The organism is Pseudomonas eutrophicaquae (assembly GCF_023544715.1).
In the GTDB taxonomy this organism is placed as follows: domain Bacteria; phylum Pseudomonadota; class Gammaproteobacteria; order Pseudomonadales; family Pseudomonadaceae; genus Geopseudomonas.
Genome location: NZ_JAMJEZ010000027.1, coordinates 23,149 through 29,522 on the forward strand (window position 1 = coordinate 23,149; position 6,374 = coordinate 29,522).

Genomic DNA, 6,374 nt, shown 5'->3' on the forward strand with positions numbered 1-6,374 from the left:
GGCCTTGTGCCGTGCCTTACGCACGCTGCATTTGAGGAGAGAGCTGCATGGATTTGTGGGTTGCCTTTCAGGCGCTGCTGCTGGGAATCGTCGAGGGACTGACCGAGTTTCTGCCGATTTCCAGCACTGGGCACCAGATCATCGTTGCCGACCTGATCGGCTTTGGCGGGGATCGGGCCAAGGCCTTCAACATCATCATCCAGCTCGGTGCGATTCTGGCGGTGATGTGGGAGTTTCGCGCGCGGATCTTCGGGGTGATCGTCGGGCTGCCCCGCGAGCGCCAGGCGCAGCGCTTCACCCTCAATCTGCTGATTGCTTTCTGCCCCGCAGTGATCCTCGGCCTGCTGTTTGCTGACCTGATCGAGCACTGGCTGTTCAACCCGATCACCGTGGCCAGTGCGCTGGTGCTGGGCGGCGTGGTGATGCTCTGGGCCGAGCGGCGCCCACATGTGGTGCAGACCGAGACGGTCGATGCAATGAGCTGGCAACAGGCCCTCAAGGTCGGCTGCGCCCAGTGCCTGGCGCTGATTCCGGGCACCTCGCGCTCGGCCTCCACCATCATCGGCGGGCTGGTGTTTGGCTTGTCGCGCAAGGCGGCGACCGAGTTTTCCTTCTTCCTCGCCATGCCGACCATGGTGGGCGCGGCGATCTATTCCGGCTACAAGCACCGCGCGCTGTTCGAGAACGGCAGCGACTTGCCGGTGTTTGCCATCGGCTTTATCGCCTCGTTCGTGTTCGCCATGCTCAGCGTGCGGGCCCTGCTGCGCTTCATCGCCACCCACAGCTATGCGGTGTTTGCCTGGTACCGGATTGCCTTCGGCCTGCTGATCCTCGCCACCTGGCAGCTCGGCATGATCGACTGGAGCACCGCGCAGGGCTAAGCGTGGCGCTGCCCGATAACCGCTATCGTCTTTCTGGCCGCCCCGTGCGGCCTCTGCCTCTGGAGTACAGCATGAGCGAGCAACCTGCAGAACTGCGCATTGAGGATCTGGTGACCGGCGACGGCAAGGCCGTGGTCAAGGGCGCGCTGATTACCACCGAATACCGGGGCTGGCTGGAGGATGGCAGCGAGTTCGACTCCTCGTTCGCCCGCGGGCGGCCGTTTCAGTGTGTGATCGGTACCGGGCGGGTGATCAAGGGCTGGGATCAGGGGCTGGCGGGCATGCGCGTCGGCGGCACACGTCGCCTGTGGGTGCCGGCGCACCTGGCGTATGGCGAGCGCAAGGTGGGCTCGATCCCGCCCCACGCCAACCTGCAGTTCGAGATCACCCTGCTGGAAGTGCTGACCCGCGACGACTGAGGGCTGGCCGCAGCCGTCGCGAGGATTGAGTCAGGGCTGGATGCCCTGGCTGCGCAGGTAGTCGTCGTAGCTGCCGCTGAAGTCGGTCACGCCGTTCTCCGACAGCTCGATGATCCGCGTGGCCAGCGAGCTGACGAACTCGCGGTCGTGGCTGACGAAAATCAAGGTGCCCGGATAGTTCTCCAGCGCCAGGTTGAGCGCCTCGATTGACTCCATGTCCAGGTGGTTGGTCGGCTCGTCCATCACCAGCACGTTGGGTTTCTTGAGGATCAGCTTGCCGAACAGCATGCGGCCTTGTTCACCGCCGGAGATCACCTTCACCGATTTTTTGATCTCGTCATTGCCGAACAGCATGCGCCCGAGAGTGCCGCGCACCAGCTGCTCGCCGCCCTGGGTCCACTGGGCCATCCAGTCGAACAGGGTGACATCGTCGGCGAAGTCCTCGGCATGATCCTGAGCGAAGTAGCCGACCTCGGCACTTTCGGTCCACTTCACCTCACCGCCCAGCGGCGCCAGTTCACCGACCAGGGTGCGCAGCAGGGTGGTCTTGCCGATGCCGTTCGGGCCGATGATCGCCACCCGCTCACCGGCCTCGACCTGCATCGACAGGTTCTGGAACAGCGGCATGCCGTCAAAGCCCTGGCTGACGTGATCGAGCGTCACGGCCTGACGGTGCAGCTTCTTGGTCTGCTCGAAGCGGATGAACGGGCTGACCCGGCTGGAGGGCTTGACCTCCTCGAGCTGGATCTTGTCGATCTGCTTGGCGCGGCTGGTGGCCTGCTTGGCCTTGGAGGCGTTGGCTGAGAAGCGGCTGACGAAGGTCTGCAGTTCGGCAATCTGCGCCTTTTTCTTGGCATTGTCGGAGAGCAGGCGCTCGCGGGCCTGTTCGGCGGCGATCATGTATTCATCGTAATTGCCGGGGAACAGGCGCAGCTCGCCGTAGTCCAGATCCGCCATGTGGGTGCAGACCGCGTTCAGGAAGTGCCGGTCGTGGGAGATGATGATCATGGTGGAGTTGCGCGCGGTCAGCACGCTTTCCAGCCAGCGGATGGTGTTGATGTCCAGGTGGTTGGTCGGCTCATCGAGCAGCAGCACGTCCGGATCGGAGAACAGCGCCTGGGCCAGCAAGACCCGCAGCTTCCAGCCCGGTGCCACGGCGCTCATCGGCCCGACGTGCTGCTCAAGCGGAATCCCCAGGCCGAGCAGCAGCTCGCCGGCGCGCGACTCGGCGGTGTAGCCGTCCAGCTCAGCGAACTGCACTTCTAGCTCGGCCACGGCCATGCCGTCGTCCTCGCTCATCTCGGCCAGCGAATAGATACGATCGCGCTCGGCCTTGACCTTCCACAGCTCGTCATGGCCCATGATCACGGTGTCGATGACACTGAAATCCTCATAGGCGAACTGATCCTGACGCAGCTTGCCCAGACGGGTATTGCTTTCCAGCATGACCTGGCCGGTGGAGGGCTCAAGGTCACCGCCGAGGATCTTCATCAGGGTGGATTTGCCGCAGCCGTTGGCGCCGATCAGGCCGTAGCGGTTGCCGTTGCCGAACTTGACGGAGACGTTCTCGAACAGGGGTTTGGGGCCGAACTGGATGCTGAGATTAGCCGTGGAGATCAAGGGGGATACCTGTCAATGCATGACGCCCGGCCATGAGACCGAACGGGAGGGAGCTGAAACGGCGCGCATTCTCGCACAGCCTGCCCTCCCTTGTACCCGCCGCCAGTAGCTCCGGCGCAGAGTCGCCTGCGTCAGACCCACTGATCGTTGCGGCGGCGCCGTACTCTGGCGAGGGTCGGCAGGAACAGGCCGGCCAGCAGGCCCGCCCCGGCGATGCTGCCGCCATAGACCATGTAAGTCATCAATACCTGCTGCTGCTCGTTACCGAGCTGGGCCTTGAGGGCGCGCACCTCGGAATGGCTGGCGGTCAATTGCTCCTCCAGGGTGCTGCGGGTCACTTGCAGCTCGTCGATCAGGGTCTTGCGGGCATCGAGGGTCTCCTGCATGCCCTGGACGCGCAGCTTCCAGGCGTCATCGATACCCTTGAGCTCGGTTTCCAGCTCCAGCACACGCTGCTCCAGCTGCGGCAGCCGCTCGGCCTGACCGGGTACGCCCTGCAGGTCGCTGCTCGGCAGCCAGGCGACCTTGCCGCTGCTGTTGCGCACCTGGCTGTAGGCGCCCTGGGTGGCGAGCAGCTCGACCTTCTGGCCGGAACTTAAGGTGCCGGTAATCCGGTGGCCGTCGCTTGGGCCGCTGCGGACATAGACATTCAGGTTGTCACTGACCCAGCGGGCATTTTCCTCGCTGGCGGTGGCCAGTGCGGGGGTCAGCAGGGCCGCCAGCAGCAGCGAGGGCAGGGTGCGGGAGAGGGAGCGGGGCATGGGCAATCTTCTTCCAGAGTGGCGGACGGGCACCTGCCCTTGGGCAGATCCCTGTGAGGATAGGCACGCGGGCGTACCGATGTCTTGAAACGGTCGCCCTTTTCGGGCATCGGGCGACGGCCTGGGTACCCCCAAAGGCGGGTCAGGCCGTCTGGCCGCACTCAGACCAGACGCAGACGCGCCCGGCGCCGTCGGTATTCATAGGCATCCTGACGCCTCTTCAGTTCACGGCACAGGCCGGGCGCCTGCTGACTACCGGCCCGCAGTGCCTCCATCAGCAGCGTGCCGAGCAGCTGGCTGTAGTGATTGGCGGTGCCGATCATGCTCGCCAGCTGGGCGTGGCCGAGGCGCTCCAGGGTGTCATTGGTCAGCACCGCGCGGGCGCTGTCCAGATGGCGCTGGACTATGTCGCGCAGGTCACCGTCATCGAAGGGCTGGCCATTCTGGCGGTGAAGGATGCGCAGGTATTCGAAGACTTTGCCATCGATGGCGTGCATGACAGAACTCCTGCGTACAACGAATACCGCGATTCAAGCAGATTTTGCCGCAGGCGAAAATGCTCTCCAGCCCCCGCCTGGGGCTTGCTGCGCCTGCGGTGAGCCGTGATCCTGTACAGTCCCTTCAAGTGCGCGGCAGGACATGATGCGACTGTTTCTCTGTGAAAAGCCCTCTCAGGCGCGGGACATCGCGGCGGTACTCGGCGCACGGCAGCGCGGCGAGGGCTGCCTGCTGGGGGCGGGGGTGACAGTGACCTGGTGCATCGGGCATCTGCTGGAAACCGCCGCCCCCGACGCCTATGACCCGCGCTTCAAGCGCTGGAATCTGGCTGACCTGCCGATCATTCCGACGCAATGGAAGCTGGAGGTGCGCCGCCAGGGCGCGGCGCAGCTGCGGGTGATCCGCCGTCTGCTCAAGGAGTGCCGGGAGCTGGTGATCGCCACCGATGCCGATCGCGAGGGCGAGATGATCGCCCGCGAGGTGCTGGATTACTGCGGCTATCGCGGGCCGATCCTGCGGCTGTGGCTGTCCGCGCTCGATGAGGCCTCGATCCGCCGGGCGCTGGCGGCCCTGCGTCCGGGCAGCGAGACTTTTAATCTGTACCAGTCAGCGCTGGGCCGCTCGCGCGCCGACTGGCTGATCGGCATGAACATGAGCCGCCTGTTCACCCTGCTCGGGCAGCAGCAGGGCTATCGGGGCGTGCTGCCGGTCGGGCGGGTACAGACGCCGACTCTGCGGCTGGTGGTCGAGCGTGATCGCAGCATCGCGGCCTTTGTGCCGGTGCCCTGGTGGTCGATCCATGTGCTGCTGCAGGATGGGCAGGGCGCGCGCTTCACTGCTGACTGGCAGGCGCCCGAGGCCCGTTGCGATGAGCAGGGCCGCTGCCTGGATCAGGCGCTGGCCCGGAGCGCGGCGGCGGATCTGCAATCTGGGGAGCCGGCCCAGGTCTTGAGCATGGACACCGAGCGCCAGCGTGAGCCGGCGCCGCTGCCGTTTGATCTGGCGACCTTGCAGCAGATCTGCTCGAAGAAGCTCGGCCTTGGCGCGCAGGAGACGTTGGACATTGCCCAGTCCCTGTATGAGCGCGACAAGCTGATCACCTATCCGCGCAGCGACTGCGGTTATCTGCCTCTCAGCCAGCACAGCGAGGCGCCGGCGATTCTCGCCGCCCTGCGGGCAGCCGATACCACTCTGGAGGCGCTGCGCCCACACCTTGACGCCCAGCGGCGCTCGCGCGCCTGGAATGATGCCAAGGTCACCGCTCACCACGGCATCATCCCCACGGCGGCGGCGCAGGGGCTGGCGCGGCTTACCGGCAAGGCACGGGCGGTATACACGCTGATCCGCGCCCGCTACCTCGCGCAGTTTCTGCCCCTGCATGAGTTTGATCGCAGCGAAGCCCAGCTGCGCTGTGCGGGGCATCTGCTCAAGGCGGTGGGCAAGTGCGTGGTGGAGATCGGCTGGCGGCGGGCGCTGCCCGAGGCGTTGGCTGCGATTCCGGGCCGTGATGTCAGTGAGGCGCAGATCTTGCCGGCCCTGCAGGTCGGGCAGCGCTGCCCGGTCGAGACGGTACAGCTCAAGGATCAGCTGACTCAGCCGCCGCGGCCGTATACCGAGGGCGATCTGATCCGCGCGATGAAGCATGTCGCCCGGCTGGTGGAGGATCCGCGCCTGCGCCAGAAACTCAAGGACACCACCGGGATTGGCACCGAGGCGACCCGCGCCGGGATCATCCAGGGCCTGCTGGAGCGTGGTTATCTGCAGCGTCAGGGCAAGGCCTTGCAAGCCACTCCCGCAGGATATGCCCTGATCGATGCCGTGCCGCGCGCATTGGCGGACCCCGGCACCACCGCCATCTGGGAGCAGGCACTGGATATGGTGCAGGCTGGCGAGATGAGCCTTGAGACGTTCGTTGACCGTCAGTCGGTCTGGATGGCCCGGCAGGTTGAGCGCTGCCGCAGCGTGCAACTGAATATTTCGGCCAGCGAGGCGCCGCCCGCGGTCGTGGCCAAGCGGCGCAAACCCGCTAAGAAGCCGGCCACACAAGGGGCGCGTACTTCGCGCACGCCGGGGCGGCGGCGCGGAAGTTGACCGGTGTCTCGAAAGGAGTGAGATGTATATTAATCCGGCAACCCAATACCCCAAATCATGCGGCATACGCGATTTTGGGATGTCGGAAGTAGGATCGAATCCGT

6 protein-coding genes are annotated in these 6,374 nt (G+C 65.3%); 3 read left to right on the forward strand and 3 right to left on the reverse strand.

The window, feature by feature from the left end:
- Positions 1-47: 47 nt before the first annotated feature.
- Together MXC11_RS10750 and MXC11_RS10755 are read left to right on the forward strand one after the other, a co-directional pair.
- Positions 48-881 (forward strand): undecaprenyl-diphosphate phosphatase, encoded by an 834-nt coding sequence (locus MXC11_RS10750; RefSeq protein WP_250010193.1) that lies wholly within the window; start codon positions 48-50, stop codon positions 879-881.
- A gap of 71 nt (positions 882-952) precedes the next feature.
- Positions 953-1,300, forward strand: a complete 348-nt coding sequence (locus MXC11_RS10755; RefSeq protein WP_250010194.1) for an FKBP-type peptidyl-prolyl cis-trans isomerase — start codon at positions 953-955, stop codon at positions 1,298-1,300.
- 30 nt (positions 1,301-1,330) lie between these two features.
- On the opposite strand, the gene MXC11_RS10760 is transcribed toward MXC11_RS10755, so the two are convergent.
- From MXC11_RS10760 to MXC11_RS10770, 3 genes are all read right to left on the reverse strand, one after another.
- Positions 1,331-2,920, reverse strand: a complete 1,590-nt coding sequence (locus MXC11_RS10760; RefSeq protein WP_250010195.1) for an ABC-F family ATPase — start codon at positions 2,918-2,920, stop codon at positions 1,331-1,333.
- A 131-nt stretch (positions 2,921-3,051) separates the two neighbouring features.
- Positions 3,052-3,681 carry a TIGR04211 family SH3 domain-containing protein gene (locus MXC11_RS10765; RefSeq protein ID WP_250010196.1) on the reverse strand — a complete coding sequence of 210 codons (630 nt, stop codon included), beginning with the start codon at positions 3,679-3,681 and terminating at the stop codon, positions 3,052-3,054.
- Between the two features lie 161 nt (positions 3,682-3,842).
- Entirely contained in the window at positions 3,843-4,178 is a 336-nt protein-coding gene (locus MXC11_RS10770; RefSeq protein ID WP_250010197.1) for a hypothetical protein, read from the reverse strand.
- Between the two features lie 145 nt (positions 4,179-4,323).
- Here MXC11_RS10770 and MXC11_RS10775 point away from each other — a divergent pair, with 145 nt between their 5' ends.
- The gene (locus tag MXC11_RS10775) at positions 4,324-6,270 is read left to right on the forward strand and encodes a DNA topoisomerase III (protein WP_250010198.1); all 1,947 of its coding nucleotides are present in this window, start codon (positions 4,324-4,326) and stop codon (positions 6,268-6,270) included.
- Positions 6,271-6,374: the final 104 nt, after the last annotated feature.

Coding starts and splice junctions, on each gene's coding strand:
- MXC11_RS10750 (WP_250010193.1), top strand. CDS start 48: ATGGATTTGTGGGTTGCCTTTCAGGCGCTGCTGCTGGGAATCGTCGAG.
- MXC11_RS10755 (WP_250010194.1), top strand. CDS start 953: ATGAGCGAGCAACCTGCAGAACTGCGCATTGAGGATCTGGTGACCGGC.
- MXC11_RS10765 (WP_250010196.1), bottom strand. CDS start 3,681: ATGCCCCGCTCCCTCTCCCGCACCCTGCCCTCGCTGCTGCTGGCGGCC.
- MXC11_RS10770 (WP_250010197.1), bottom strand. CDS start 4,178: ATGCACGCCATCGATGGCAAAGTCTTCGAATACCTGCGCATCCTTCAC.
- MXC11_RS10775 (WP_250010198.1), top strand. CDS start 4,324: ATGCGACTGTTTCTCTGTGAAAAGCCCTCTCAGGCGCGGGACATCGCG.